This window comes from Streptomyces sp. CB02366, assembly GCF_001905905.1.
Classification (GTDB): Bacteria; Actinomycetota; Actinomycetes; order Streptomycetales; family Streptomycetaceae; genus Streptomyces.
Genome location: NZ_LIVT01000005.1, coordinates 161,200 through 185,975 on the forward strand (window position 1 = coordinate 161,200; position 24,776 = coordinate 185,975).

At 71.4% G+C, this 24,776-nt stretch carries 25 protein-coding genes and 1 pseudogene; 22 read left to right on the forward strand and 4 right to left on the reverse strand.

Features of this window, described 5'->3' with window-relative positions:
* Window positions 1-142 precede the first annotated feature (142 nt).
* Both AMK24_RS17705 and AMK24_RS17710 read left to right on the forward strand, forming a co-directional pair.
* Window positions 143-844, forward strand: a complete 702-nt coding sequence (locus tag AMK24_RS17705; protein WP_073769742.1) for an HAD family hydrolase — start codon at window positions 143-145, stop codon at window positions 842-844.
* A 308-nt stretch (window positions 845-1,152) separates the two neighbouring features.
* Window positions 1,153-2,751 (forward strand): ABC transporter substrate-binding protein, encoded by a 1,599-nt coding sequence (locus AMK24_RS17710; RefSeq protein WP_073769743.1) that lies wholly within the window; start codon window positions 1,153-1,155, stop codon window positions 2,749-2,751.
* Between the two features lie 80 nt (window positions 2,752-2,831).
* Here AMK24_RS17710 and AMK24_RS17715 read toward each other — a convergent pair whose 3' ends face one another.
* Together AMK24_RS17715 and AMK24_RS17720 are read right to left on the reverse strand one after the other, a co-directional pair.
* Window positions 2,832-3,503: a response regulator gene (locus AMK24_RS17715; RefSeq protein WP_073769744.1), complete on the reverse strand. Its 672-nt coding sequence runs from the start codon at window positions 3,501-3,503 to the stop codon at window positions 2,832-2,834.
* 9 nt (window positions 3,504-3,512) lie between these two features.
* Window positions 3,513-4,358, reverse strand: coding sequence for a RecB family exonuclease (locus AMK24_RS17720; RefSeq protein WP_242435188.1), 846 nt, complete (start codon window positions 4,356-4,358; stop codon window positions 3,513-3,515).
* 176 nt (window positions 4,359-4,534) lie between these two features.
* Here AMK24_RS17720 and AMK24_RS17725 point away from each other — a divergent pair, with 176 nt between their 5' ends.
* From AMK24_RS17725 to AMK24_RS17735, 3 genes are all read left to right on the forward strand, one after another.
* Window positions 4,535-5,767 carry a site-2 protease family protein gene (locus AMK24_RS17725; RefSeq protein WP_073769746.1) on the forward strand — a complete coding sequence of 411 codons (1,233 nt, stop codon included), beginning with the start codon at window positions 4,535-4,537 and terminating at the stop codon, window positions 5,765-5,767.
* Window positions 5,768-5,829: 62 nt separating this feature from the next.
* On the forward strand, window positions 5,830-6,741 hold the full coding sequence (locus AMK24_RS17730) for a tRNA (adenine-N1)-methyltransferase (RefSeq protein ID WP_073769747.1): 912 nt from the start codon (window positions 5,830-5,832) through the stop codon (window positions 6,739-6,741).
* A 181-nt stretch (window positions 6,742-6,922) separates the two neighbouring features.
* A complete protein-coding gene (locus tag AMK24_RS17735) occupies window positions 6,923-7,501 on the forward strand; it encodes a hypothetical protein (RefSeq protein WP_073769748.1) in 579 nt (192 codons plus the stop codon).
* 49 nt (window positions 7,502-7,550) lie between these two features.
* On the opposite strand, the gene AMK24_RS17740 is transcribed toward AMK24_RS17735, so the two are convergent.
* Window positions 7,551-7,862 carry a ferredoxin gene (locus AMK24_RS17740; RefSeq protein WP_073769749.1) on the reverse strand — a complete coding sequence of 104 codons (312 nt, stop codon included), beginning with the start codon at window positions 7,860-7,862 and terminating at the stop codon, window positions 7,551-7,553.
* A 240-nt stretch (window positions 7,863-8,102) separates the two neighbouring features.
* Here AMK24_RS17740 and arc point away from each other — a divergent pair, with 240 nt between their 5' ends.
* The 6 genes and pseudogenes from arc (at window position 8,103) to prcA (ending at window position 13,999) form a co-directional block, all read left to right on the forward strand.
* On the forward strand, window positions 8,103-9,869 hold the full coding sequence (arc, locus tag AMK24_RS17750; protein WP_073769750.1) for a proteasome ATPase: 1,767 nt from the start codon (window positions 8,103-8,105) through the stop codon (window positions 9,867-9,869).
* Between the two features lie 236 nt (window positions 9,870-10,105).
* Window positions 10,106-11,617 (forward strand): depupylase/deamidase Dop, encoded by a 1,512-nt coding sequence (dop, locus tag AMK24_RS17755; protein ID WP_073769751.1) that lies wholly within the window; start codon window positions 10,106-10,108, stop codon window positions 11,615-11,617.
* Between the two features lie 129 nt (window positions 11,618-11,746).
* Window positions 11,747-11,965: a ubiquitin-like protein Pup gene (locus AMK24_RS17760; protein ID WP_003970166.1), complete on the forward strand. Its 219-nt coding sequence runs from the start codon at window positions 11,747-11,749 to the stop codon at window positions 11,963-11,965.
* Between the two features lie 138 nt (window positions 11,966-12,103).
* Window positions 12,104-12,289 (forward strand): annotated as a pseudogene (locus AMK24_RS34775) (endonuclease domain-containing protein); the annotation flags it as partial.
* The gene (gene prcB / locus AMK24_RS17770) at window positions 12,241-13,086 is read left to right on the forward strand and encodes a proteasome subunit beta (RefSeq protein ID WP_073769752.1); all 846 of its coding nucleotides are present in this window, start codon (window positions 12,241-12,243) and stop codon (window positions 13,084-13,086) included. The pseudogene AMK24_RS34775 and the gene prcB, both read left to right, overlap by 49 nt.
* A 121-nt stretch (window positions 13,087-13,207) precedes the next feature.
* Window positions 13,208-13,999, forward strand: a complete 792-nt coding sequence (prcA, locus tag AMK24_RS17775) for a proteasome subunit alpha (RefSeq protein ID WP_073769753.1) — start codon at window positions 13,208-13,210, stop codon at window positions 13,997-13,999.
* Between the two features lie 51 nt (window positions 14,000-14,050).
* Here the strand turns inward: prcA and AMK24_RS17780 are convergent, their stop codons facing one another.
* Window positions 14,051-15,088, reverse strand: a complete 1,038-nt coding sequence (locus tag AMK24_RS17780) for a LacI family DNA-binding transcriptional regulator (protein ID WP_073769754.1) — start codon at window positions 15,086-15,088, stop codon at window positions 14,051-14,053.
* Between the two features lie 132 nt (window positions 15,089-15,220).
* On the opposite strand from AMK24_RS17780, the gene AMK24_RS17785 reads away from it, so the two are divergent.
* The 11 genes from AMK24_RS17785 to AMK24_RS17835 all read left to right on the forward strand — a co-directional run bounded on the left by AMK24_RS17785 (window position 15,221) and on the right by AMK24_RS17835 (window position 24,762).
* The gene (locus tag AMK24_RS17785) at window positions 15,221-16,480 is read left to right on the forward strand and encodes an MFS transporter (RefSeq protein ID WP_073769755.1); all 1,260 of its coding nucleotides are present in this window, start codon (window positions 15,221-15,223) and stop codon (window positions 16,478-16,480) included.
* Window positions 16,481-16,489: 9 nt separating this feature from the next.
* Window positions 16,490-17,851, forward strand: a complete 1,362-nt coding sequence (gene pafA / locus AMK24_RS17790) for a Pup--protein ligase (protein ID WP_073769756.1) — start codon at window positions 16,490-16,492, stop codon at window positions 17,849-17,851.
* A gap of 316 nt (window positions 17,852-18,167) precedes the next feature.
* Window positions 18,168-19,145: an FKBP-type peptidyl-prolyl cis-trans isomerase gene (locus AMK24_RS17795; protein ID WP_073769757.1), complete on the forward strand. Its 978-nt coding sequence runs from the start codon at window positions 18,168-18,170 to the stop codon at window positions 19,143-19,145.
* A gap of 85 nt (window positions 19,146-19,230) precedes the next feature.
* Complete coding sequence (locus AMK24_RS17800; protein ID WP_073769758.1) at window positions 19,231-19,602, forward strand: FKBP-type peptidyl-prolyl cis-trans isomerase; 372 nt, start codon at window positions 19,231-19,233, stop codon at window positions 19,600-19,602.
* A 204-nt stretch (window positions 19,603-19,806) separates the two neighbouring features.
* Window positions 19,807-20,760, forward strand: coding sequence for a helix-turn-helix transcriptional regulator (locus tag AMK24_RS17805; protein WP_073769759.1), 954 nt, complete (start codon window positions 19,807-19,809; stop codon window positions 20,758-20,760).
* Window positions 20,761-20,780: 20 nt separating this feature from the next.
* Window positions 20,781-21,737: a helix-turn-helix transcriptional regulator gene (locus AMK24_RS17810; RefSeq protein WP_073769760.1), complete on the forward strand. Its 957-nt coding sequence runs from the start codon at window positions 20,781-20,783 to the stop codon at window positions 21,735-21,737.
* A gap of 23 nt (window positions 21,738-21,760) precedes the next feature.
* Window positions 21,761-22,069 (forward strand): hypothetical protein, encoded by a 309-nt coding sequence (locus AMK24_RS17815; RefSeq protein ID WP_242435185.1) that lies wholly within the window; start codon window positions 21,761-21,763, stop codon window positions 22,067-22,069.
* A 55-nt stretch (window positions 22,070-22,124) separates the two neighbouring features.
* Window positions 22,125-22,322, forward strand: a complete 198-nt coding sequence (locus tag AMK24_RS17820) for a hypothetical protein (protein WP_073769761.1) — start codon at window positions 22,125-22,127, stop codon at window positions 22,320-22,322.
* A gap of 216 nt (window positions 22,323-22,538) precedes the next feature.
* A complete protein-coding gene (tatA, locus tag AMK24_RS17825) occupies window positions 22,539-22,835 on the forward strand; it encodes a Sec-independent protein translocase subunit TatA (RefSeq protein WP_073769762.1) in 297 nt (98 codons plus the stop codon).
* Between the two features lie 49 nt (window positions 22,836-22,884).
* Entirely contained in the window at window positions 22,885-23,850 is a 966-nt protein-coding gene (tatC, locus tag AMK24_RS17830) for a twin-arginine translocase subunit TatC (protein WP_073769763.1), read from the forward strand.
* Between the two features lie 18 nt (window positions 23,851-23,868).
* Window positions 23,869-24,762, forward strand: coding sequence for a diacylglycerol kinase (locus AMK24_RS17835; protein WP_073769764.1), 894 nt, complete (start codon window positions 23,869-23,871; stop codon window positions 24,760-24,762).
* Window positions 24,763-24,776 lie beyond the last annotated feature (14 nt).

Consider the following 24,776-nt stretch of genomic DNA (forward strand, 5'->3'; position numbering starts at 1 on the left):
CCGGGTTCCGGCAGCGGTCCCGCGCCCTTCGCGCACCGCGGCCGGACACGTCGTACACTGGTCGGTCCAGTGCAGGCCGGTCGCCCTCCCACCCGTGGGAACGGCGGCCGGCCTTCTCGTCCCTTTACGGAAGGTGTGCCGGATGACCAGTACGGTCCCCGCGTCCTTGACCCGCACGGCCGAAGGCGCCGCCCTGCAGGCGGTCCTTCTCGACATGGACGGAACCCTGGTCGATACCGAGGGCTTCTGGTGGGACGTGGAGAAAGAGGTCTTCGCCGGTCTCGGGCACCGGCTGGAGGAGTCCTGGCGGGACGTGGTCGTGGGCGGGCCGATGACCCGCAGCGCGGGCTACCTCATCGACGCCACCGGAGCCGACATCCGGCTGGACGAACTGACCGTGCTGCTCAACGACCGATTCGAGAGCCGCATCAGCCGGGGCGTACCGCTGATGCCGGGGGCCGAACGGCTGCTGGCCGAACTGGCCGCCCACGAGGTGCCCACCGCGCTCGTCTCCGCCTCCCACCGCCGGATCATCGACCGGGTGCTGGATTCGGTGGGCCACCACCACTTCGCGCTCACGGTCGCCGGTGACGAGGTGGCCCGGACCAAGCCCCACCCCGATCCCTACCTCACCGCCGCCGCGGGCTTCGGCGCCGACCCCTGGCGCTGCGCGGTCGTCGAGGACACCGCGACCGGGGTCGCCGCCGCCGAGGCCGCCGGGTGCCGGGTCGTCGCGGTGCCGTCCGTCGCCCCCATCGCCCCCGCAGCCGGACGCGTGGTGGTCGGCTCCCTCGAAGACGTCGATCTGGCCTTCCTGCGGAAGCTCATCACGGGAACGGGCTGAGCGGGGCGCCGGGCGGACGGATGTGAACGAACGGCGGACGTTCTGCCCGGTCCGTGTGCGTTCCGACAACGTTCCGTGGATGTGGATCATGCGAAGGGCGCATCTGTGAAGAGGGGTGGCCGGTGGCCTTCCTCACACCGAAGCCCTCCGGAGGTGGACAGGATCAGGCGATCTGTCCGCAATGCTGATCGTATGAGCTGCCGGTGGACGGCCGGGGGAGCGCGAGCCGCCCACCGGACCGTCCGGGGCGGCGAGCCACGGCTACTAGCGTTGATTCCTCACCTGCCGGGATGAGGGAGAACGTCCACATGAACCGCAAGACCCTGGTGCTGCCGGCCGTCGTCGGCCTGCTCGCCCCCGTGCTCGCCGCCTGCGGCGGCACGGACGGCGGCGCCGATGGCAAGGGCGCCATCGTCGTCGGCACCACGGACCAGCTCGTGGCCTCCAAGGAGAACCCCGCGCCGCTCGACCCGGCCGTCGGCTACGAAGCGGGCGTCTGGAACGTCCTGCGGCAGACCGTGCAGACCCTCACCACCGTGCCCAACGGCGGCGGCGAACCGGTGCCCGAGGCCGCCCGCAGCTGCGCCTTCACCGACACCGCGAACGAGAGCTACCGCTGCACCCTGCGGGCGGGCCTCACGTTCGCCGACGGCACGCCCGTCACCGCCGAGGACGTCAAGCACTCCATCCAGCGCGTCATCGACATCGACGCGGACAGCGGACCGGTCGGCCTCCTGTCCGGCATCGACATGATCGAGACCAAGGGCGAGGACCAGGTGGTCTTCCACCTGAACACGCCCGACGCCACCTTCCCGTACAAGCTCGCCACCCCCGCCGCCGGCATCGTCCCGAAGGCGAAGTACCCGGCGAAGGCGGCGCGCACCGGCTTCCAGGTGGACGGTTCCGGCCCGTACACCATGGAACCGGAGGTCGAGGACGGCCGCGTCGTCAAGATCGGCTTCGCCAGGAACCCCGCCTACAAGGGGCAGCTGAAGGTCCTCAACGACAAGGTCGAGATGGACCTCTTCCCCGACGCCGGGACCATGGGCGAGGCGCTCGACGAGAAGAAGATCCACCTCATGACCCGGGCCATGTCGCCCGAGCAGGCCCACGAGATGCTGGTGGACCCCAAGGAGGGCGTCGACCTCACCGAACTGCCCGGCCTCGCCATCAGCTACCTCGGCTTCAACACCAAGGACCCGGTGGTCACCAAGCCGGTACGGCAGGCCATGGCGCAGATCATCGACCGCGGCCAGATCGCGGGCCAGGTCTACGGCACCACCGCCGAACCGCTCTACTCGCTCATCCCGTCCAGCATCGCCGGACACACCAACGCCTTCTTCAACAAGTACGGCGAGCCCAGCACCGCCAAGGCCGCGAAGATCCTCGACAAAGCCGGCGTCAAGACGCCGGTGGCGTTCACCCTGCACTACACCAGCGACCACTACGGCCCCGCCACCGCCGAGGAGTTCAAGGCGATCCAGCGGCAGCTGAACGCCTCGGGCCTCTTCAAGGTCTCCGTCCGGGGCGAGGAGTGGTCGACGTACCGCCCCCAGCAGAAGCGCGGCGACTACGCGGCCTACGGCATGGGCTGGTTCCCCGACTTCCCGGACCCGGACAACTACACCGCGCCCTTCCTGGACGCCGACAACTTCCTCAACTCGCCCTACCGCTCGCCCGAGGCGGAGAAGGTGCTCATCCCGCAGTCCCGCCGCGCGGCCGACCGCACCGCCGCCGCGGACGCCTACGAGAAGCTCCAGGACATCGTCGCCGACGACGTGCCGGTGCTCCCGATCTGGCAGGGCAAGCAGTACGTGGCCTCCCGCGACGGGATCGCCGGCGTCGAGCGGTCCGTCAGCGCCACCTCCGAACTGCAGCTCTGGGAGCTCAACCGGCCCAACGCCTGAGGACCCGGGAGAGCCGAGCGGCCCGCCGCCCCCTCGAGAGGGGGCGGCGGGCCGCTCGGCTCTCCCGGGGGCCGGGACCGCTACTGCGCGCCGGGACGCACCAGCCCGCTCTCGTACGCGTACACCGCGGCCTGCACCCGGTCGCGCAGGCCCAGCTTCGTGAGCACATGGCCCACATGCGTCTTGACCGTCGTCTCGCTGACGAAGAGGTCCGCCGCGATCTCCGCGTTCGACAGCCCCCGCGCCACCAGCTTCAACACCTCGACCTCGCGGTCCGTCAGCGTGTGCAGGGCGTCCGGCACCGGCTCCTCGCCGGAGGGCAGATGGTCCGCGTACTTGTCGAGCAGCCGACGCGTGATGCTCGGCGCGAGCATCGCCTCGCCCGCCGCCACCACCCGGATCGCCTGCACCAGCTCGGCCGCCGGGGCGTCCTTCAGCAGGAAGCCGCTCGCCCCGGCGCGCAGCGCCTCCACCACGTACTCGTCGAGGTCGAAGGTGGTCAGCACCAGCACCTTCGCCGGGCCGTCCTTCCCCGGGCCGGTGATCTGACGGGTCGCCTCCACCCCGTCCATCCGCGGCATCCGGATGTCCATCAGCACCACATCGGGCTGCAGCGCCCGCACCTGGTCGATGGCCTGCAGACCGTCACCGGCCTCGCCGACCACCGCCAGATCGCCTTCCGCCTCCAGGATCATCCGGAAACCGGTGCGCAGCAGAGGCTGGTCGTCGACCAGAAGGACGCGGATCGCCACAGGAACTCCTTAAGGGCCCTCAAGGGCCTCGGTTCGGCCGGCCTCGGCCCCGACCGGTCCCATTCTGCCCTGGCCCCCCTCGCCCGGGTCCGCCGGGCGGACGGGCAGCGGATAGACCGGCGGAGTCCCGCCGAATTCCGGACACACCGCCTGGTGGTCGCACCAGCCGCACAGCTTCGTCGGCCGGGGCCGCCAGTCGCCCGTCTCCGTCGCCCGCGCGATCGCGTCCCACAGCGCCAGCAGCTTGCGCTCCACCCGCTCCAGATCCGCCATCACCGGGTCGTACGTCACCACGTCGCCGCTGCCCAGGTAGACCAGCTGGAGCCGGCGCGGCACCACGCCCTTCAACCGCCAGACCACCAGCGCGTAGAAGGTCATCTGGAACAGCGGTCCCTCGGAATACTCCGGCCGGGGCGCCTTCCCCGTCTTGTAGTCGACGATGCGGACCTCACCGCTGGGCGCCACGTCCACCCGGTCGATCACCCCGCGCAGCCGCAGCCCCGACTCCAGCTCCGTCTCGACGAACATCTCGCGCTCCGCCGGCTCCAGCCGCGTCGGGTCCTCCAGCGAGAACCACCGCTCCACCAGCTGCTCCGCCTCGCCCAGCCAGCGCGTCAGCCGCTCGCCCCCGGCGTCCCCGTCGAACAGCTCGCCCAGCTCCGGCCTCGACTCGAGCAGCCGGTCCCACTGGCCGGGGACCAGCGCCCGCGCCCGCGGCGCCGTACGGTCGGCCGCCGGGGCGTCGAAGAGGCGCTCCAGCACCGCATGGACCAGGGTGCCGCGGGTAGCCGCCTCGCTGGGCTTCTCCGGCAGCTTGTCGATCACCCGGAAGCGGTAGAGCAAGGGGCACTGCATGAAATCGCTCGCCCGCGACGGAGACAGGGACGTGGGCGGCTGGGGCGGGCGCGGCGCGGAGGTCATGTCTCAAGACCCTACGGCCCGCCACCGACAGCGAGCGGCATACCATCGACGGCAGACCCTCGCACGTGCATGATCGTGGCACAGGCCACACACCGAACCGAAGGGATCCCGTGGACGACAGCGGCGACAGCGGGCGGCCGCAGCCCGGCGCAGGGGGAACGGGCCCCGGCAAGCCGAAACGCCCCGCGGAGCCCGGCGGCGGCCTGCTCATGGGCCGCCCCTTCGGCGTGCCCGTCTACGTCGCCCCCAGCTGGTTCGTCGTCGCCGCGCTGATCACCTGGGTCTTCGGCGGCCAGCTCGACCGCGTCCTGCCCGAACTGGGCGGCGCCCGCTACCTGGTCGCCCTGTTCTTCGCCATCGCCTTCTACGCCTCCGTACTCGTCCACGAACTGGCCCACACGGTCGCCGCGCTGCGCTACAAGCTCCCGGTCCGCCGTATCCAGCTCCAGTTCTTCGGCGGCGTCTCGGAGATCGAGAAGGAGACCGAGACCCCCGGCCGGGAGTTCGTCCTCGCCTTCGTCGGGCCGCTCCTGTCGCTGGTCCTCGGCGGCGTCTTCTACGGGGCGATGCGACTCGTCGAGCCCGGCACCGTCCCCGGCGTCCTGCTCGCCGGCCTGATGATCTCCAACCTCATCGTGGCCGCCTTCAACCTGCTGCCCGGCCTGCCCCTGGACGGCGGCCGGATGCTCCGCGCCGTCGTCTGGAAGATCACCGGCAAGCCCATGAGCGGCACCATCGCCGCCGCCTGGGTCGGCCGCGCCCTCGCCGTCGCCGTGCTGATCGGACTGCCGCTGCTCACCCACACCGGGACGCTCGGCGGCGGCTCCCAGGCCATCGGCGGGGTCGAGACCGTCATGGACGCGCTGCTCGCCGCGATCCTCGCCGGCATCATCTGGACCGGGGCGGGGAACAGCCTGCGCATGGCCCGCCTCCGCGAGCACCTGCCCGACCTCCGGGCCCGCACCCTGACCCGCCGCGCCGTCCCCGTCGAGTCCGCCACCCCGCTCTCCGAGGCGCTGCGCCGGGCCAACGAGGCGGGCGCCCGCGCCCTGGTCGTCGTCGACGGACAGGGCAACCCCAAGGGCCTCGTCCGCGAGGCCGCCATCGTCGGAGTCCCCGAGCACCGCCGCCCCTGGGTCGCCGTCAGCGGCCTCGCCCAGGACCTCACCGACGGCATGAGGGTCCCCGCGGAGCTGGCCGGCGAGGCCCTCCTGGACCGGCTCAAGGCCACCCCCGCCACCGAGTACCTGGTCGTCGAGGAGACCGGTGAGATCTACGGGGTCCTCTCCACCGCCGACGTGGAGCGCGCCTTCGTCAAGGCCATGGCCCGCCCCGGCTCCTGAGCACCCCCGCGCGCGCGGGGACGGACGGCGGGAGGCCCCGGAATCACCGGTAGGCTGGTCACATGTCTGAACCGACCGGTGCCGCCCGCCGACGTGGGCCCTTCAAGGTCGGGGACCAGGTACAGCTCACCGACCCCAAGGGACGCCACTACACCTTCACGCTCGAAGCCGGAAAGAACTTCCACACCCACAAGGGTTCTTTCCCGCACGACGAGCTGATCGGTGCTCCCGAGGGCAGTGTTGTCCGCACCACGGGAAACGTCGCCTACCTCGCGCTGCGCCCCCTGCTCCCCGACTACGTCCTGTCCATGCCCCGCGGCGCCGCCGTGGTCTACCCCAAGGACGCGGGCCAGATCCTGGCCTTCGCCGACATCTTCCCCGGCGCGCGCGTCGTGGAGGCCGGGGTCGGCTCCGGCTCGCTCAGCACCTTCCTGCTGCGCGCCATCGGTGAGCAGGGCATGCTGCACTCCTACGAGCGCCGCGAGGACTTCGCCGAGATCGCCCGGCAGAACGTCGAGCGCTACTTCGGCTCCCCGCACCCGGCCTGGCAGCTGACCGTCGGAGACCTCCAGGACAACCTCTCCGACACCGACGTCGACCGCGTCGTGCTGGACATGCTCGCCCCCTGGGAGTGCCTGGAGGCCGTCTCCAAGGCCCTGGTGCCCGGCGGCATCCTCTGCGCCTACGTGGCCACCACCACCCAGCTCTCGCGCACCGTCGAGTCCATCCGCGAGATCGGCTGCTTCGCCGAACCCCAGCCCTGGGAGTCGATGATCCGCAACTGGCACGTGGAGGGCCTCGCCGTCCGCCCCGACCACCGCATGATCGGCCACACCGGCTTCCTGGTCACCGCACGCCGCCTCGCGGACGGCGTCGAGCCGCCGCAGCGCCGCCGCCGCCCCTCCAAGGGCGCCTACGGCGAGGACTACGACGGCCCCAACAGCCGGGGCGGATCCGCGGCCTCCGACGGCTGATCCGCGCCACGCGCCGGCGCCGCCGCGCGGTTCCCCGACCGACCGGGGGCCGGGCGGCGGCGCTTTTTCCGTCGACCCCGCCGTTCCGCCCCGGGTGTGAGGTGTGGCACGATTCCGGCAACCCCTCGGGGCGGCCCCCCACGCCCACCGGGCTCCCAGGAACCATCAGGAGACGTACCGCGTGCAGACACCCGCGCTCCCGGACCTCGCCCACACCGCCGCCAAGCCGGTGCACTGGCTCGCCACGGCCGCGGCGATGGCGGGGATCGTCGCCCTGGCCGGGCTGCTCCAGCCCCGGTCGGCCACCGCGACCGCCACGGCCCCCGAGCAGCGGACCGCCCCCCACGGCGCCCCCGCGCCCGCCCCGGACCCGGCCGGTGTGGTCTTCCCCCTGGAGTGCGGCGCGGCGGGGACGACCGTCGCCCGGCACGCCCCCGGCGACCTCGACGGCGACGGGCGGCCGGAAACCGTCGCCGTGGTGCACTGCGACGCCGGATCGGGAACCCCGCCCGCCGGCGTCTACGTCCTGACACGGACGAGCGGGGCCGCACCCCGGGTCGTGGCGACCCTGGTGGACCCCGCCGACCGGAAGACGGTCGAGGGCTTCGCCGTACGCGACGGCGTCGTCTCCGCGACCCTCCTCGGCTACTCCTCGCTGGACGTTCCCCGCTGCTGCCCCGACCAGGAGGAACAGGCGTCCTGGCGGTGGCAGGGGCGGGCTTTCGTCCGCAGCTCCGGCGACCTCGCCCGAAGCGCCTGACCCCTCGCTGCCGGACGGGCCCGCGACGTCCGCGCCCCGCGCCGGCCGACTAGTCGGCGTCCGGCCCGTACACCTCGACGCTGTCCTTGACGCGCCGTACGTGGATGCAGTCCCCGGGGCACTCCTTGGCCGAATCGACCACGTCCTGGAGCAGCGGCAGCGGCACCGGGGTGGTCGCCCCCGGAGCCTGGAGCAGCTCGTCGTCCGCGCTCTTCACATACGCCAGGCCGTCGATGTCCAGCTCGAAGACATCGGGGGCGTACTGCACGCAGATGCCGTCGCCCGTACAGAGGTCCTGGTCGATCCAGACCTCCAGGTCCTGCGTGTCACTGTCGCCCGGCGAGTCCTGCTGCACGGTCATGTGTCCTGCCGTTCCTGCGTATCCGAACCAATTGGAGCCAGCCCTGACGGGTGTTGACCGGTTCGACGATACAACCGGCGGCTTTCCGGTGCCGAAGGGTGGGTATTCCCTTGACGTGAGGGAGAGCGCAAGGGTGAAGATCGGACACGCCCCGCAGTCTTTGTGATCTAGGGGTTTCAATCACCACCCACCCAGGTAGGGTCAGGAAGCGTCCAGCTCCCCATGGAGGAGGTGAGGACCGTGGCAGCCCACGACGACGACATCAACCGCGGCATCCGGCCCGCGCGAGGGTCAGAGGACCCAGCCGGCCAGGTTGCCTATCTCGAGCAGGAAATCGCCGTCCTGCGACGTAAGCTCGCCGACTCGCCGCGCCACACGAGGATTCTCGAAGAGCGCATCATCGAGTTGCAGACCAATCTGGCAGGCGTGTCCGCACAGAACGAGCGGCTCGCCAACACGCTCCGCGAGGCGCGCGACCAGATCGTGGCCCTCAAGGAGGAGGTCGACCGGCTCGCGCAGCCGCCGGCCGGCTTCGGCGTCTTCCTGCAGGCCAACGAGGACGGCACCTGCGACATCTTCACCGGGGGCCGCAAGCTCCGGGTGAACGTCAGCCCCAGTGTCGAGCTCGAAGACCTGCGGCGTGGCCAGGAGGTCATGCTCAACGAAGCGCTCAACGTGGTCGAGGCCATGGAGTTCGAGCGCGCCGGGGACATCGTCACCCTCAAGGAGATCCTGGAGGACGGCGAGCGCGCCCTGGTGGTGGGACACACCGACGAGGAGAGGGTGGTGCGGCTCGCCGAGCCGCTGCTCAACCTCACCATCCGCTCCGGCGACGCCCTGCTCCTGGACTCCCGCTCGGGTTACGTCTACGAGGTGGTCCCCAAGAGCGAGGTCGAGGAGCTCGTCCTCGAAGAGGTGCCGGACATCGACTACGACAAGATCGGCGGCCTGGGCGACCAGATCGAGCTGATCCGCGACGCGGTCGAACTTCCGTATCTGCACCCCGACCTCTTCAAGGAGCACGAGCTCCGCCCGCCGAAGGGCATCCTGCTCTACGGCCCGCCCGGCTGCGGCAAGACGCTCATCGCCAAGGCCGTCGCCAACTCGCTCGCCAAGAAGGTCGCCGAGGTGACCGGGCAGCCCGCGGGGAAGAGCTACTTCCTCAATATCAAGGGCCCCGAGCTGCTCAACAAGTACGTCGGCGAGACCGAGCGGCACATCCGCCTGGTCTTCCAGCGGGCGAGGGAGAAGGCGAGCGAGGGCACCCCCGTCATCGTCTTCTTCGACGAGATGGAGTCCCTCTTCCGCACCCGCGGCAGCGGCGTCAGCTCGGACGTGGAGAACACCATCGTCCCGCAGCTGCTCGCCGAGATCGACGGGGTGGAGGGCCTGGAGAACGTCATCGTCATCGGCGCCTCCAACCGCGAGGACATGATCGACCCCGCCATCCTGCGCCCCGGCCGCCTCGACGTGAAGATCAAGATCGAGCGTCCGGACGCCGAGGCCGCGAAGGACATCTTCGCGAAGTACCTGACCCCCTCCCTCCCGCTGCATGCGGACGACCTCTCCGAGCACACCGGCTCGCGCGAGGCCGCCGCCCACGCCATGATCCAGTCGGTCGTGGAGCGCATGTACACGGAGTCCGAGGAGAACCGCTTCCTGGAGGTCACGTACGCCAACGGCGACAAGGAAGTCCTGTACTTCAAGGACTTCAACTCCGGCGCGATGATTCAGAACATCGTCGACCGGGCCAAGAAAATGGCCATCAAGGCATTCCTGGAACAGGGCCAGAAGGGGCTGCGGGTCGCCCATCTCCTGCAGGCCTGCGTGGATGAGTTCAAGGAGAACGAGGACCTGCCGAACACCACCAATCCGGACGACTGGGCCAGGATTTCCGGAAAGAAGGGCGAGCGGATCGTCTTCATTCGCACCCTCGTCACCGGAAAGCAGGGCGCGGACACCGGACGCTCCATCGACACGGTGGCCAATACCGGCCAGTACCTGTAATGCACGGTCCGGCTGCGGAAGGCCCGAGAGGGCTTCCGCAGCCGGTCTCATTCCCCCGTTCCGGCCAGGCCGGAGCAATGTCGTAATTGATCTCCCCACCGGCGCAGAGGCGCTCTAGGCTCTGCGGTACCGCCGAGTCGCGCAGTGCGGTGTCGGGCACCACACACGCACCGGACCCAGAAGCGGTACGTGAGCGTCGCTCCCGGAGGGGACCGACGCCGGGCAAGGAGGGCCGCATGACCGTACGGCGAGTAATGGGCATCGAGACGGAGTACGGGATCTCCGTCCCCGGCCACCCCAACGCCAATGCCATGCTCACCTCGTCCCAGATCGTCAACGCCTACGCGGCGGCGATGCACCGGGCGCGACGCGCCCGCTGGGACTTCGAGGAGGAGAACCCGCTGCGTGACGCGCGAGGCTTCGACCTCGCCCGGGAGACCGCCGACTCCAGCCAGCTCACCGACGAGGACATCGGCCTCGCCAACGTCATCCTCACCAACGGCGCCCGGCTCTACGTCGACCACGCGCACCCGGAGTACAGCTCGCCCGAGATCACCAATCCGCGCGACGCGGTGCTCTGGGACAAGGCCGGCGAGCGGATCATGGCGGAGGCGGCCGAGCGGGCGGCCGCCATCCCGGGCGCCCAGCCGATCCACCTCTACAAGAACAACACCGACAACAAGGGCGCCTCCTACGGCACGCACGAGAACTACCTCATGCGCCGGGAGACGCCGTTCTCGGACATCGTGCGCCACCTGACGCCGTTCTTCGTCTCCCGCCAGGTCGTCACGGGCGCGGGCCGGGTCGGCATCGGCCAGGACGGCCAGGAGCACGGCTTCCAGATCAGCCAGCGCGCCGACTACTTCGAGGTCGAGGTCGGCCTGGAGACCACGCTCAAGCGCCCCATCATCAACACCCGGGACGAGCCCCACTCCGACGCCGAGAAGTACCGCCGGCTCCACGTGATCATCGGGGACGCCAACCTCTCGGAGATCTCCACCTACCTCAAGCTCGGCACCACGTCGCTGGTGCTGTCCATGATCGAGGACGCGTTCATCACCGTCGACCTCGCGGTCGACCAGCCCGTCCGCACCCTGCACGAGGTCTCGCACGACCCGGACCTGCGTCAGCTGATCACGCTCCGCAACGGCCGGACGCTCACCGCGGTCCAGCTCCAGATGGAGTACTTCGAGCTGGCCCGCAAGTACGTCGACGAGCGGTACGGGACGGACGCCGACGAGCAGACCAAGGACGTCCTGGCCCGCTGGGAGGACACCCTCAACCGGCTGGAGACCGACCCGATGAGCCTGTCGGGCGAGCTGGACTGGATCGCCAAGCGGGAGCTGATGGAGGGTTACCGCCGCCGCGACGCACTGGAGTGGGACGCCCCCCGGCTCCATCTGGTGGACCTCCAGTACGCGGACGTACGGCCCGACAAGGGCCTGTACAACCGTCTGGCGGCCCGCGGGAAGATCAAGCGGCTCCTGGACGAGGACGAGGTCGCCAGGGCCCGTACGAAGCCGCCGGAGGACACCAGGGCGTATTTCCGGGGCCGCTGCCTGGAGCAGTACGCCGACGACGTGGCGGCCGCCTCCTGGGACTCGGTGATCTTCGACCTGCCGGACCGCGACTCACTGCAACGGGTGCCCACGCTGGAGCCGCTGCGCGGGACCAGGGAACACGTCCAGGACCTGCTGGACCGCTGCCGTACGGCGGAGGAGCTGGTCCGCACCCTGTCGGGCGGCTGAAAGTCCTCCGGGGTGGGAATCAATCACCCGAGGCCCGGACGTTGAACAACTACCGGGCCAGATGTCGGACCCCGTGGGTAGGGTCTGATCAAGAGCTTCGATTGCTTCGAACCGAGCGGGGTGAGCTACATGGCGACCAAGGACACCGGCGGCGGACAGCAGAAGGCGACGCGTTCCACCGAGGAGGTCGAGGAGCAGGCGCAGGACGCGCAGGCGTCCGAGGACCTCGCGGAACGCCAGGAGAAGCTGAGCGACGACGTCGACTCGGTCCTGGACGAGATCGACGACGTCCTGGAGGAGAACGCCGAGGACTTCGTGAGGTCGTTCGTCCAGAAGGGCGGGCAGTAGTCCGTCCGCGCGGGCGCCCCGGGCCCCGGGGCGCCCGCGCGGACCGCGGGGGAGGCGGGGCGGCGGCGTGCGTCGCCGTCCCGGCCGTCCACCGGTGAGCCGCCTGTCGGCCCCGCCGGATCGGTGCGGACAACCTCCGCCGAACATGTGGATCACTCCCGCCGGACGGGTAGGGTCCGTGGCGTACGTGCTTCAACGGCAATTCGGCCATCGGCAAGTTGGGGGATGATCCTGACTCTCTTGCGCAGGGCCATCGCATACCTGGAGGGAAACGCGTGGAAGCCAACACTCGTAGCACCGGGCGTCTACCAGCTGCCTTCCTGACGCCGGGTTCGTCCTCGTTCATGGACTTCCTGTCGAACCAGTCGCCCGAGATGCTCCCGGGCAACCGGAGCCTGCCGCCCCTCCAGGGGGCCGTCGAGGCGCCGCACGGGACGACCATCGTCGCCGCGTCCTTCCCCGGCGGCGTGGTCCTCGCCGGCGACCGGCGGGCCACCATGGGCAACATGATCGCGCAGCGCGACATCGAGAAGGTCTTCCCGGCCGACGAGTACTCGGCGGTGGGCATCGCCGGCACCGCCGGACTGGCCGTGGAGATGGTCAAGCTGTTCCAGCTGGAGCTGGAGCACTTCGAGAAGGTCGAGGGCGCCCAGCTCTCCCTGGAGGGCAAGGCCAACCGCCTTTCCACCATGATCCGTTCCAACCTCGCGATGGCCATGCAGGGCCTCGCCGTCGTGCCCCTGTTCGCGGGCTACGACGTCGACCGCGACAAGGGCCGCATCTTCTCCTACGACGTCACCGGCGGCCGCTCCGAGGAGAACGGCTACGCCGCCACCGGCTCCGGGTCGATCTTCGCCCGCGGTTCCATGAAGAAGCTCTACCGCGAGGACCTGACGGAGGAGCAGGCCCTCACCCTGGTCGTGCAGGCGCTGTACGACGCGGCGGACGACGACTCGGCGACCGGCGGCCCGGACGTGGCCCGCCGCATCTACCCGATCGTCACCGTCATCACCGACGACGGCTTCCGGAGGCTGACCGACCAGGAGTCCGCCGGGATCGCGCGTTCCGTCCTGGAACGCCGCCTCGAGCAGCCCGACGGCCCGCGCGCCGCGCTGCTCTGATCCGGACCCCCAGGGCGCTCCGTCCGGATCGTGGCCGGCCCCGCCGGTCCGGCATGATCCGAACGAGGGGCCCGCGCCTCCCCCGACGCACTCGTCACTGACAGAAAGGGACGGATAGCCGGTGTCGACGCCGTTCTATGTCTCACCCCAGCAGGCCATGGCCGACCGGGCGGAATACGCCCGCAAGGGCATCGCCCGTGGTCGCAGCCTCGTTGTGCTGCAGTACGCCGACGGCATTGTGTTCGTCGGCGAGAACCCGTCCCGCGCACTCCACAAGTTCAGCGAGATCTACGACCGGATCGGCTTCGCGGCCGCCGGCAAGTACAACGAGTACGAGAACCTCCGCATCGGCGGAGTGCGCTACGCGGATCTGCGCGGATACACCTACGACCGGGACGATGTGACGGCCCGTGGGCTGGCCAACGTCTACGCGCAGACGCTCGGCACCATCTTCTCCAGCGCCGCCGAGAAGCCGTACGAGGTGGAGCTGGTGGTCGCCGAGGTCGGCGCCGAGCCCGAGGGCGACCAGATCTACCGGCTGCCGCACGACGGTTCGATCGTGGACGAGCACGGCTCGGTCGCGGTCGGCGGCAACGCCGAGCAGATCAGCGGCTTCCTCGACCAGCGCCACCGCGACGGCATGACGCTGGCCGAGGCGCTCAAGCTCGCCGTGCAGGCCCTCTCGCGGGAGCCCGGCGGCGGCGAGCGGGAGATCCCCGCCGAGCGCCTGGAGGTCGCGGTCCTGGACCGCACCCGCCCCCAGCAGCGCAAGTTCAAGCGGATCGTCGGACGTCAGCTGGCCCGGCTGCTGGACACGGACGCGGCGGGCAGCACGCCCACGGACGCCCCGTCCGACACCGAGGAGAACGACGCCCCCGGCGCCGGCGGCGCGTCCGCCTCCACCGAGGAGTAGCGGGCAGCGTCCGGCGGCGCTCCCGGGCAGCGGCCCGGGAGCGCCGCCGTCTCATGCCCCGGTCCCGGCGGGCGGCGGTGCGGTGGAGCCGCGTACGACGAGCCGGACCGGCAGCCCCCCGGGCTCCGCGGGGCGGCCGTCCAGCACGGCGAGCAGCGCCTCCATGCCCCGCTCGCCGACACGCTCCGCCGGGAGCCGCACCGTGGTCAGCTCCGGCTCCAGGGCGCTCGCCAGCGCCAGATCGTCGAACCCGGTGACCGACAGCTCGTCCGGCACCCGCAGTCCGAGCCTTCGGGCGGCCTTGCAGGCGCCCGCCGCCAGGATGTCGTCGTCGCAGACGATCGCGGTGGGCCGCTCCCCGGCGACCGCCAGTGCCCGTTCCACTGCCTCCCGGCCCGCCCGCACGTCCAGCGCGGCCCGTACGGTCCGGACCGCGGCGCCCTCCACCGCGTCCAGCGCCTCGTGCAGCGCCCCGGCGCGCACCGCGAACGTCCAGGTCTCCACGGCGGATGCCAGATGCAGGAAACGGCGGTGGCCGAGGCTCAGCAGATGGTCCGTCACCTGCCTCATCCCGTCGGCGATGTCGAGGTTCACCCGGGCGGCCGGCCCGGCGTCCGACGGATCGCTGTCCAGCATCACCAGCGGCAGGTCCGCCCCGTGCAGCGCCTCCAGCGCGTTGGCGGCCATCGAGGACGCGATGACCCCGTCGAGCGCGGCGCGGGCCGAGGCGAACGGGTCCCGGGCCGGGCCCGTGCCGTCCGGCGAGGGGTAGAGGACCACCCCGAAGTCGTGCTCGGCGGCGAGCGCCGCGGCCCCGGCGTACACCCGGGCGAAGAACTCGTTGGTGAGCGCGGGCACCACCAGCAGGGCGGTCCTGGTGCGGCCGAGCCGCAGACTCCGGGCCGCCAGATTGGGCCGGTAGCCGAGGCCGGAGGCCGTGTCCCGCACCCGCTGGGCCGTGGACTCCGACACCCGGCCGGGCCACTTCCCGCCGAGCACCAGGGAGACCGTCGCCTGGGAGACGCCCGCCGCGCGGGCCACGTCGCGGCTGGTGGGCCGGGCGGGGACGGGCTGCTGCGCGCTGGTCACTCGTGCCTCCGTGCGGGATGTTCCGTGACGCCGCGGGGTGGACCCGCGAACTGCGCACATGGTACGTATGAGCCTCGAAGTTATACGTAACACTTCGGTGCGCGCGGGCGGCCGGGGCGGAAAGGGGCGGACATGGCCGCGGGATATCTGGAGATCCTCCGGGCGCGGCACGCGGCCCGGCTGCTGACGGGCACCCTGGTGGGGCGGCTGCCCAACGGCACCGCGCACATCGCCCTCGTGCTGTTCACCCGCGCGGAGGGCGGCAGCTACACCCTGGCCGGGGCGCTCGCCGCCGCGTACGGGCTGGCCACCGCCGTGGGGCAGCCGCTGCTCGGCCGCGCGGTCGACCTGTACGGGCAGCCGCGGGTCCAGCTCCCGGCCGCCGTGCTCTCCGCGCTCGGAATGGCCCTGCTGGCGCTCACCGGCCTCGGCTCGCTCCCGCTGGCCTACCTCGCCGTCGTCATCGCCGGGGTCGCCACACCGCCCCTGGAGGGCGGCCTGCGGGCCCTGTGGCCCAGCGTCCTCAAGGGCGAGGGCCAGGTGCACCGGGCCTACGCCATGGACGCCGTGGCGCAGGAGATCATGTTCACCGTCGGGCCGCTCCTGGTGACGCTGCTCGTCTCGCTGTGGTCCCCGGCCGCGGCCCTGCTCGTCATCAACGTCCTCGGCGTCCTGGGCGCGCTCTCGGTCATCCTGTCCGAGCCCTCGCGCACCTGGCGCTCCGCGCCCCGTGAGGCGCACTGGCTCGGCGCCCTGCGCTCGCCCGGACTCCTCGCGCTGCTGGGCGCGTTCTTCTTCGTCGGACTCGCCCTCGGCTCCATCACGGTGGCCGCGGTGGCGTACGCCGACGACCACGGGCGGGAGTCGGTGTACGGCTGGCTGATGGCCGCGCTCGGGCTCGGCGCGCTGATCGGCGGCCTGGTCTACGGAGCGCGGCAGTGGGCGGGCGCCCCCGAGAAGCGGCTGCGGGTCATCGTCGGACTGCTGGCGCTGGGCTACCTGCCGTTGACGCTCACGCCCCCGGTCCCGGCCATGGCCGTCCTCGCCGCTCTCGCCGGGCTGTTCCTCGCACCGGCCATCGCCTGCTCCTTCATCGTGGTCGACCGGCACGCCCCGCGCGGCACGGTGACCGAGGCGTTCTCCTGGCTGGTCACCACGTTCGGCGTAGGCGCCGCGGCCGGCACGGCCGCCGCCGGACCCGCGGTCGAACTCGGCTCGACCGCCTGGAGCTTCGCGGTCGCGGGGGCCGGGGGAGTGGCGGCCCTGGCCGTCCTGCTGGCCACCGGGAGGCTTCTCGCGGCCCCCGTCCGCACGGCCGCGGTCGCGACGGGATCGGAAAATGATCGAAACGGTGCCGTCGAACCCGGTTTCAGCTCGGGCCATAAGGCGTAATGTTCAGTCATGGACCGCCGCATTTTCGGGCTGGAGAACGAGTACGGCGTCACGTGCACGTTCAGGGGACAGCGCCGACTGTCACCTGACGAAGTGGCGCGCTACCTCTTCCGCCGTGTCGTGTCATGGGGCCGCAGCAGCAACGTCTTTCTGCGGAACGGTGCCCGCCTCTACCTCGACGTGGGATCGCATCCGGAATACGCGACACCGGAGTGCGACAACGTGACCGAACTCGTCACGCACGACAAGGCGGGCGAGCGCATTCTGGAAGGCCTGCTCGTCGACGCCGAACGCCGCCTGCACGAGGAGGGAATCGCGGGCGACGTCTATCTCTTCAAGAACAACACCGACTCGGCGGGAAACTCCTACGGCTGCCACGAGAACTACCTCGTGGCCCGGCACGGGGAATTCTCCCGGCTCGCGGACATCCTCATTCCGTTCCTCGTCACCCGGCAGCTGATCTGCGGCGCGGGCAAGGTGCTCCAGACTCCGCGCGGCGCGGTCTACTGCGTCAGCCAGCGCGCCGAGCACATCTGGGAGGGCGTCAGCTCCGCGACGACCCGCTCCCGGCCGATCATCAACACCCGCGACGAACCGCACGCCGACGCCGAGCGGTACCGCCGCCTCCACGTCATCGTCGGCGACTCGAACATGTCCGAGACGACCATGCTGCTCAAGGTCGGCGCCACCGACCTGGTGCTCCGCATGATCGAGGCGGGCACGGTGATGCGCGACCTGACCCTGGAGAACCCGATCCGGGCGATCCGCGAGGTCAGCCACGACCTCACCGGCCGCCGCAAGGTGCGCCTGGCCAGCGGCCGGGAGGCGTCGGCCATCGAGATACAGCGGGAGTACTACGAGAAGGCCGTGGACTTCGTCGAGCGCCGGGGCATCCGCACCGGCACCGTCGACCGGGTCCTGGAGCTGTGGGGCCGCACCCTCGACGCGGTCGAGGCCGAGGACCTCGACCGGATCGACACCGAGATCGACTGGGTCATGAAGTACAAGCTCATCGAGCGGTACCGGGCCAAGCACAACATGACCATGTCGAATCCGCGGGTCGCCCAGATAGACCTCGCCTACCACGACATCCACCGCCGCCGCGGCCTCTTCTACCTCCTGGAGAAGAAGGGGCAGACCGCCCGCATCTGCAACGACCTCAAGATCTTCGAGGGCAAGTCGGTGCCCCCGCAGACCACCCGGGCGCGGCTGCGCGGCGACTTCATCCGCCGGGCGCAGGAGCAGCGCCGGGACTTCACCGTCGACTGGGTCCACCTCAAGCTCAACGACCAGGCGCAGCGCACGGTCCTGTGCAAGGACCCGTTCCGCTCCGTCGACGAGCGGGTGGAGAAGCTGATCGCCGGTATGTGACCGGCTCGCCGCTCCCTCGGGCAGCCGCCCGCCGGGAGCGGTACGACGGACACCGGACAGGACGCGGCCCCGGCTTGTGCTCCCGCACGGGCCGGGGCCGCGGCGCGGCCGAGCGCGTGCCTACCGGGACCGCCTCCGCCGTACGCGAGCGACGGCCGCCGGGGCCCTTTCCGCCGTACGCGAGCGACGGCGGCTCGGGGCGAACCGGCCATGCTAGCCGCCGGGGGCCCAGCCGTGTCGGGACTCGTGGTGCCCCTGGGGTGAGGTCGTACAGTGGCGGGACTTGCCCGGAGCCCCCTACTCGCGAGTTGGACTGATGAACCCCACGAAGACTGCCCGGTACGCCGCCGCCGCACTGGTCGTGCCCGCCCTCCTGTTCACCGCCGCCTGCGGGTCCGACTCCAAGGACGACGACGCGCCGAAGTCGGGGCCCGTCGGGAAGGTGTCCGGAAAGTTCGGCGCCGAGCCCGAGATCGAGGTGCCCAAGGGCGCCAAGGCCGCCGAGGACATCGTGGTGGAGGACGTGTCCACCGGTGACGGGGCCGAGGTGAAGAAGGGCGACATCGTCCGCCTGGACTTCGCCGGCAACCTGGAGGCGCTCGGCTCCACCTGGGCCCAGCGGCAGAACGCCCCGACGAAGGGCCCGCGCGCCCAGGTCGTCCAGGAGATCGGCCAGCAGGGCCAGATGCTGCCGACCAAGGTCGCCGACGCGCTGGCCGGCCACAAAGTCGGCAGCCGGGTCCAGGTCGAGGGCACGGCCGAGGCGATCGTCGGTGAGCAGCTGAACCCGCAGTCCGGGATCAAGCCCTCCGACCCCCTGGTCTGGGTCGTCGACATCGTCAACGCCAAGAAGGTCGACAAGAAGGGCGAGGCGAAGGGCGACCAGGCCGCCAGCGAGGCCGGGATGCCCAAGGTCGAGGCGGCGTCGCAGAAGGCCGCGACGATCACCATCCCCAAGGGCGAGAAGGCTCCCAAGGACCTCAAGGAGCAGGTGCTGATCAAGGGCGACGGCGCCGAGGTCAAGGCCGGCGAGGGCCTGGTCGTCCAGTACACCGGGGTGAAGTGGGAGGACGGCGAGAAGTTCGACTCCTCCTGGGACCACGGCGGCGCGAGCGCCTTCCCGATCGGCGTCGGCGGCGTCATCCAGGGCTGGGACAAGGGCCTGGTCGGCAAGCACGTCGGCGACCGCGTCCTGCTGGCCATCCCGCCGAACCAGGCGTACGGCGCCGACCCGTCGAACCAGCTGGCCAAGAACAACCTGGTCTTCGTCGTCGACATCCTGGGCACCGTCTGACCGGCGGCGCGGCCCCCGTACGGTCCGAGCGACGGGGCGACCCGTGCGAAACTTGTGGCCCCCAAGATTTTTTAGGAGCAGTTCAGTGAGCATCGAGAAGCCCGAGGTCGACTTCCCGGGTGGCGAGCCGCCGGCCGACCTGGAGATCAAGGACATCTGGGAGGGCGACGGCCCGGTGGCCCAGGCGGGCCAGACCGTCTCCGTCCACTACGTGGGTGTCTCCTTCTCCACCGGCGAGGAGTTCGACGCTTCCTGGAACCGCGGCACCCCGCTGCAGTTCCAGCTCGGCGCCGGCCAGGTCATCGCCGGCTGGGACCAGGGCGTCCAGGGCATGAAGGTCGGCGGCCGCCGCCAGCTGACCATCCCCGCCCACCTCGCCTACGGCGACCGCGGCGCCGGCGGCAAGATCGCCCCCGGCGAGACGCTGATCTTCGTCTGCGACCTCGTCGCGGTCTGACCGTCTCCGCACGCGCGACATGAGGGCCCCCGCCGCACGGCGGGGGCCCTCCGCGCTCCTCGGCGGCGCTCCCCGGCCCCGTCCTGCGGGCCCCGCGCCGTCCGCGGCGGCCCTTCGCCGCCGGACGGCCGGAAGCCCGGCTTTGGCCCGCACACCCCGGGGCGGTACGGTCGACCGTCGTAGAGCACCAGAGAAAGGGCGTCGATGGCGATTGCCAAGGCCGAGCGGTTGATGAACCTCGCGCTGTGCCTGCTGGGAACCCGGCGCCCGCTCAGCAAGCGCGAACTCCGCGGATCCATCGAGGCGTACCTCGAAGCGGGCTCCGACGACTCCTTCAACCGGATGTTCGAGCGCGACAAGGACGACCTGCGGGAGCTGGGCCTCGTCATCGAGACCGTCGAGAACCTCGACGGCGAGACCGGTTACCTGGCCCGCCGCGACAGCAACCGGCTGCCCCCCATCACCCTGGACGCCGAGGAGGCCGCCGCCCTCGGCCTGGCCGCGAAGGTCTGGCAGCAGGCCCGCCTCGCCGGGGCCGCCAGCGGGGCCCTGCAGAAGCTGCGCGCCGCCGGCATGCCCGAGTCCGAGGACGCCTACGAAGTCCACAGCGCCCTCGAACCCCGCATCCCCGTCCACGAGGCCGCCTTCGAACCGCTCATGCTGGCCTGCCGCGACCGCCGGCCCGTCACCTTCGACTACCGCAAGGGCAACTCCGCCCGCGCCGAGCAGCGCCACGTCGAACCCTGGACCCTCGAATGCTGGCGGGGCCACTGGTACCTCGCGGGCTGGGACCGCGAGCGCGGCGCCGAACGCGTCTTCCGGCTCTCCCGCATCACCGGCAAGGTCCGCTCCCGCGCCGGGGCGTTCACCGCCGAGGTGCCCGACGTGGTCACCGTCCGCGAGACCGTGGAGAGCTGGGCCGGCGAGGTCGCCACCCGAACCGCCCGGATCAGGCTCCGCGCCGGGGCCGGCTATCCGCTGCGGTCGCGCGCGACCGCGGTACGGGAACGCGGTGACGGGTGGGACGAGCTGGAGATCCCGTACGGGAACGGCCTCGACGCCTGGCTCGTCGAGTTCGGGCCGGACGTCGTGGTGGAGGAACCCGCCGACCTGCGGGCCGATGTGGTGGACCGGCTCCGCGCCGTGGCCAGGGACTAGGGACGAGGGAAACCGGAACGATGGCCACGAACGCGATCGACCAGACCCGCCGGATGCTGTCCCTGGTGACGTATCTGCGCGAACGCCCCGGCGCCCACGTCCAGGACGTGGCGCGGGCCTTCGGGATCACCGAGGACGAGCTGATCTCGGACCTCGACGTGCTGCCCATGTGCGGCACCAGCTTCCGCGGCGGCGACCTCCTCGACATCGACACCGACGGCGAGCGGATCTGGTGGCACAACCCGGACGACGTCGCCGAACCGCTCCGGCTCGCCGCCGACGAGGCCACCGCGCTGCTCGTCGCCGCCCGCGCCGTCGCCACCCTGCCCGGCCTGCGCGAGAGCGACCGGCTCGCCCTCGTCCGCGCCACCGCCAAGCTGGAGACGGCCGCCGGCGAGTCCGGGGCCGCCAGTTCCCGGCTCTCGGTGACCTTCGAGGCGGAGGGCGGCGTCTTCGCCGACGTCGACCGCGCCATCTCCGAGCGTCGGCGGCTCTGGCTGCGCTACTACTCGCCCGCCCGCGACGAACTGACCGAGCGCGAGGTCGACCCGATCCGGCTCTTCGCCGTGGGCCACACCTACATGGAGGGCTGGTGCCGGCTCTCCGAGGCCCGCCGGACCTTCCGACTGGACCGGGTCGCCGAGATCCGCCTCCTCGACGCCCCCGCCGCGCCGCCCGAGCTGGAACTGCGCGACCTGTCCGCCGGACTGGTCCAGCCCGCCGCCGAGGACCCGGAGGTCGTGATCGAGGTCGGTCCCGGGGGCCGCTGGGTCGCCGAGTACTACCCGCACGACTCCGCCGAGGAACTCCCCGACGGCGGCCTGCGGATCATCCTGCGCACCCCGGACCCGGCCTCGCTGCGCCGGCTCGCCCTGCGCCTCGGCGGCGACGGCCGCATCGTCACCCCGCCGGAACTCGCCGCCAGCGCCCGCGACGCCGCCCGCCAGGCGCTCGCCGCCTACGAGGACGCCCCCTGAGGGGCCGGGGAGGCGAGAGGACCATGAACCGGACGCCCCCGTTCCCCTCCGCGGCCACCGGAATCCGCCCCGAGCCCCCGTCCGGCGCCGGGCCCGTCCCCGTGCCGGTGACCGCCGCACGCTTCCGGGCCGCCTGCCCCGTCTGCCGCGGGCGCTTCGAGCTGGCCGCCGGTGCGCTGCGCCTGGCGATCGGCGCCACCCGCCGCACCACCTTCTACACCTTCACCTGCCCCGACTGCGGGGCAGGTGTCCGCAAACCCGCCGGGGAGCGCATCATCGAACTGCTCACCGGCGGGGGCGTACGGACCCTGCGCCTGCACACCGCGCTGTAGCCCCCCGCACGACGCCCGCCCGCCGCCCCCAAGCCCGTAGGAAGAGGCACGCCGAATGTTCTGGCCCATGCTCGCCATCGCCCTCGGATTCCTGGGCATCGCCGTCCTCGGGGTGCTCGGCGTCAAGGTCTTCGTGGAGGCCCGGCGCCTCGGGCGGCAGGTCACGGCCACCACCGAGCGGATCAACCGGGCGTCGGAGGACCTCGAACAGGCGGCCACCCGGCTCGCGGCCACCGGCGACAGTCTGCGCTGACCGGCCCGGGGCCCGGGGCCGACCGGGCGAGGGGGGTACTCTGCATGGGTCGGCCCAGGCAGGGAGGTGCGGGCCGCAAGCTGGAGTACGCACGGGCATTGCCTCGCGTTTACCCCTGCGGGTTACGATCGCTGGCAAGCGCAACGATCGGACGTATACCCGGTCGAACGGGTAGCGAGCCCACCCCCAGCCGCCTCAGTGAGAAGGAAGTCGCACATGATCGGCAATCTGAAGCCCCTCGAGATCGTTCTGATCATCGCTGTCATCCTGCTGCTCTTCGGTGCCAAGAAGCTCCCCGACATGGCGCGTTCGCTCGGCAAGTCGGCCCGCATCCTCAAGAGCGAGGCCAAGGCCATGAAGAAGGACGACGCGGCCACCGCGGCGCCCACCACGGAGACCGTCGACGACACGGTCCCCCCGCAGGCCACCACCGCGCGCACCATCCAGGCCGCCCCGGGAGACGTCACCAGCTCCCGCCCGGTCAACGAGGCCAAGCCCACCACCCAGAGCTGACCGCTGACGCACCGCGCCGACAGCCGCCGCACGAGACGAGGGAAGTGGGTTGCTCAAGTCTGCCCGCAAGCAGGAGAAGAACGACGAGGGGCGGATGCCTCTCCTCGATCACCTGCGTGAGCTGCGTAACCGGCTGCTGAAGGCCGTGTTGGCGATCCTGATCGCCGTCATCGGGGCCGCCTTCTTCCACAAGGAGATCTTCGAGTTCCTGATGAAGCCGATCCTCGACTCGGTCGGCTGCAAGAACGGCGTGGAAACGATGGTCAACGGCCGTCCGTGCGCGGAGATGACCACCAACGGCCTGCTGTCCCCCTTCACCATCGCGCTGAAGGTCTCCCTCATGGCGGGCGTTCTCCTCGCCACCCCCGTCTGGCTGTACCAGCTCTGGGCTTTCGTCGCCCCCGGCCTCCACCAGAAGGAGAAGCGGTACTCCCTGGGTTTCGTGGCCGCGGGGGTTCCGCTGTTCACCGCGGGCGCCTACCTCGCGTACACGATCCTGCCGCAGACGGCCGAGATCATGCTCGGCTTCACGCCGGACAACGTCACCAACCTCCTGCCGCTCGACGACTTCCTCGACCTGATCACCCGCATGGTGATCGTCTTCGGTCTCGCCTTCGAACTGCCGCTGCTGCTCATCGCCCTCAACATGACCGGCGTCCTCACCGGCGCCCGCATGTTGCGCTGGTGGCGCGGCATGATCGTCGGCCTCACCGCCTTCGCGGCCCTCGCGACCCCCGGCGGAGAGCCCATCTCCATGCTGCTCCTCGCCGGCCCGCTCGCGGTGCTCTACTTCGTCGCGGTCGCCTTCTCGCTCCTGAACGACAAGCGGCGCAACCGCAACAACCCCGACGCCCAGCTCGACGACGACGAGGCGTCGCCGCTGGATCTGACGCCCGAGCCGGTGGGCCGCGTGGAGAACGTCTCCCCCTCCCGCCCCGCGCTCCCCGGGCAGGTGTCCGGTGAGGCGGACGGCCCCGGCCCGCACCGGCTGAACGGTTACGACGACATCACCTGACCTTGTAGGGTCCGGCGGGTGACCAGCGAGATCACCCTCTTCGTCAATCCCACCGCGGGACGCGGCCGGGGCGCGCACGCCGCGCAGCCGGCCGCTTCCGCGTTGCGGGACGCCGGATTCTCCGTCCGTACGGTGCTGGGCGAGGACGCCGACGACGCCCTGCGCCGGGCGCGCGAGGCCGTGGCGGCGGGGACCGGGGCGCTGATAGCCGTGGGCGGGGACGGGCTGGTGTCCCTCGCCCTCCAGGCCGTCGCCGGGACCGCCACCCCGCTCGGTGTCGTCGCCGTCGGCACCGGCAACGACTTCGCGCGGGCGCTGGGCCTGCCGCTCCGCGATCCGGCCGCCGCCGGACGGCTGGCCGCGCGGGCGCTCAAGGAGGGCGGTCACCGCGACATCGACCTCGGACGCGTCGGGGACCGCTGGTTCGGTACCGTCCTCGCCTCCGGTTTCGACTCCCGCGTCAACGACCGGGGCAACCGGATGCGCTTCGTCGGCGGCCGGTTCACGTACGACCTCGCGATCCTCGCCGAACTGGCCGCCTTCCGGCCGATCCCCTACCGCATCCGGCTCGACGGGGGAGGGGCCGTCGAGACCGAGGCCACCCTCATCGCGGTCGGCAACGGGACCACGTACGGCGGCGGCATGCGGATCTGCGCCGGCGCGGAGATGGACGACGGGCTCCTCGACGTGACTGTGGTCGGCGCGTGCACCCGTACCACGCTCCTCAAGGTCTTCCCGAGGGTCTACAGGGGCACGCACCTGGACCACCCCGCCGTGACCGTCCACCGGGTCTCCTCGATCGAGCTGGCGGCGGCCGGGATCACGGCGTACGCGGACGGTGAACCGGTGGGTCCGCTTCCGCTCACCGCCACCTGCGTACCGGGTGCGGTACGGGTGCTGACCGGCGGCTGACGGGGCCCCGCCCG